This is a genomic window from Vibrio sp. 10N.222.46.A1, assembly GCF_041473595.1.
Lineage (GTDB): Bacteria > Pseudomonadota > Gammaproteobacteria > Enterobacterales > Vibrionaceae > Vibrio > Vibrio tasmaniensis_A.
Genome location: NZ_JBFRSN010000370.1, coordinates 1 through 2555 on the forward strand (window position 1 = coordinate 1; position 2555 = coordinate 2555).

Here is a 2555-nt window from a genome sequence, read left to right on the forward strand (position 1 = left end):
TTTTAGCTTGCTGCTATCAAGACCACCAAGAACCGCTTCTAGTCCGCCCACTTTCGTGCCGTAAACCATGTTCAGTTCATCAAGTGTTTTGTCTTGAATGTGTTTGTCAGCCAGTACACCAGCCAAAGCAGAAAACAGGAAGAAGGGCAGAATAAAAAGACCAGCGGCCAAATTAATGAATAGATTGCTGGAAATAGGCAGCGTATCTACGCTTGCGAAAGCAACAAACAGTAACAGAACATTTTTGAATATGTTGTCATTAAAGGCGCCTAGAAATTGAGTAATAAAGTAGGGTAGGAACCTTTTTTGCGTTAACAGCGAAGATTGGCTGCTGTTGTTCATTGTCTTTCCTTGGATGATTACCAGTTGGTTAAGTAGTTTGAGATTAGGTTATTGATCAACTCTTTACCATCGATAGGTTCAGAGGCGAAAAATTTATCATCAACGCTAAGTAGAGTAATTCCATGTACTCCAGACCATAATACACGGCTGGCTTTAATGACTTCGCTTTCTGTGTGTTCAGGCGCAATAGCTACCAGCAATTGCTCTAACATACCTGTCATTCTATCAATACGGTTCGATTGCCATTCAGGAAGGTTTTCACCATTCATGTTGTGCTCAAAGATAAGCTGCCAACGGTGAGGGTGTTTTTGTGCAAAATCGTGATAGCAGTATGCAAGATTGAAAAGAGCCTGTTGAGGGTTGCTCGATTGTTCAACCGCAGAAGCAGATTGGGACGACAGTTCATCTAATGTTTGAGCAACAACGTGTAAAAGGAGTAGGTTGTAGTTACCAAATACATTCACCAAGGTGCTAGGGACATAACCAATCATATTGGCAATTTTACGTAGACTTAGCTCGTGATAAGAGTGCTCTTCTAAGAAGTCGGTTACCGTCTTTAAGGTTAATTGCACTAATTGTTCGCGAGTATGATCGTTTCGTCTTGCCATGAGTACTTTCTATTAAATGAACATCGTTCAATATTTTAATGCTGCCCCAGAGTGCCGTCAATCCCTTCGCTAGTTTAGTAATCAATTAATAGCCGCAATATTATGATACATGTGTAAACGTCGTGAATATTTCATTGTTCTTTGTTAACGAGTATGATTAAGGTGTCGAAAGATAAAAAAACCTATAAAGGATAATAATGAAACGATTTTTCTCACTAGTCGCGATCCTGTTGGTAACAGTCGCGGTGACGCCAATCGCGGAAGCGAAAAAGTTTGGTGGTGGTAAGTCATTTGGCAAAAGCTTTAAAACGGCTCCAGCACCAAAACAACAAAACACAAATTCGATCCGACAAGATCAAACGGGCAAGAAAACAGCAGCAGCTAACTCTAGCAAGAAAGGCCTTATGGGCGGTCTGCTAGGTGGTTTACTTGCTGGTGGTCTTTTAGCTGCATTCTTTGGTGGCGCATTTGAAGGTATCCAGTTCATGGATATTTTAATCATGGGTCTGATTGCTTTCCTAGCATTTAAATTCCTACGCGGAATGTTGGGCGCGAAGCAGGGCTCAATGAATCAGCAGAATGCACGTGGCCAACAGCCAGCATTCGGCGGCATGGGTCAGAACAAGTTTGAACAACCTAAGCAACAACCAAATGTTCATAACTTCGAGCAAGCACAGCCTCAATCACAACCTCATTCGCAAAATAGCGCTGGTTGTTTCGGTTTTGGTGCACAAAGCGATGTTCCACATAACTACCCACCAGGTTTTGATCAAGCGGCATTCATCAACGGTTCTCGTGAGCACTACCGTACACTGCAAGGTGCATGGAATCACAACGAGCTAAATACGATTGAAGAATACGTATCTCCAAGCCTATTTGAAGACCTAAAAGCTGAGCGTAACAAGCTAGACGGTGATCAGCACACAGACGTAATGTACGTTGATGCTGAAATCGTTCGCGCAGATCACGATGGTAGTAAAGCACAGCTAAGCCTTCAGTTTAGCGGTCGCTACCGTGACACCGCAGACGGCATTGAAGAAGATATCACTGATATCTGGCACTTAGAGCGTGACCTAACGACTCAAAATGCACCTTGGTTAATTGTTGGTATTCAAGGTTAATTCCAGGATTTAACTAAACATCAATAGGATGTAGTTATTCGGAATGACACCAAATAATATAAAGCCCCTGCTGAGAAATCATCAGGGCTTTTTTGCGTCTAATGATATGTATCTATAAGTCGCAGCAGGGAAATTGGCTTTGAGCTTTTTTTGGGTGGGGGAGAAGAGTTTTAGACTCACGGGACAATGCCAATATGACTAACACGTGGTGAACCGACAAAGAACATGTATCGACCAATTGCTTAGGCTGCGTTGCTTATCTGGTTTGTGAGCGTCATGTTGAAGTGTGGGATCACTGATGTTTGAATAGGCTAGTTCGCTTAGTCTTTTTTGCAGTATTGGGTTGGTGTAAGTTGAGGACCGTGTTTAGAAAGATAAGTTTAGAAAGACACGTTTAGAAGGATACAGAGCTCAGAAACGAAAAAAGCCAACTCAATGAGTTGGCTTTTCGATTTTCCAATTAAGGAGAATATGGTGGAGGGAG

Annotated in this window: 2 protein-coding genes and 1 pseudogene; 1 reads left to right on the forward strand and 2 read right to left on the reverse strand. The window is 42.3% G+C overall.

The features are described from left to right. Together AB4496_RS11810 and AB4496_RS11815 are read right to left on the reverse strand one after the other, a co-directional pair. A pseudogene (locus AB4496_RS11810) lies at positions 1 to 342 on the reverse strand (hypothetical protein); the annotation flags it as partial. Between the two features lie 17 nt (positions 343 to 359). Beyond that, a complete protein-coding gene (locus tag AB4496_RS11815; RefSeq protein ID WP_012604487.1) occupies positions 360 to 950 on the reverse strand; it encodes a TetR/AcrR family transcriptional regulator in 591 nt (196 codons plus the stop codon). A 197-nt stretch (positions 951 to 1147) separates the two neighbouring features. On the opposite strand from AB4496_RS11815, the gene AB4496_RS11820 reads away from it, so the two are divergent. Continuing rightward, positions 1148 to 2071, forward strand: coding sequence for a Tim44 domain-containing protein (locus AB4496_RS11820; RefSeq protein ID WP_102257784.1), 924 nt, complete (start codon positions 1148 to 1150; stop codon positions 2069 to 2071). Positions 2072 to 2555 lie beyond the last annotated feature (484 nt).

What these genes read in the sequence shown, in the direction of transcription:
- AB4496_RS11815 (WP_012604487.1), bottom strand. Translation starts at nt 950, where the DNA reads ATGGCAAGACGAAACGATCATACTCGCGAACAATTAGTGCAATTAACC.
- AB4496_RS11820 (WP_102257784.1), top strand. Translation starts at nt 1,148, where the DNA reads ATGAAACGATTTTTCTCACTAGTCGCGATCCTGTTGGTAACAGTCGCG.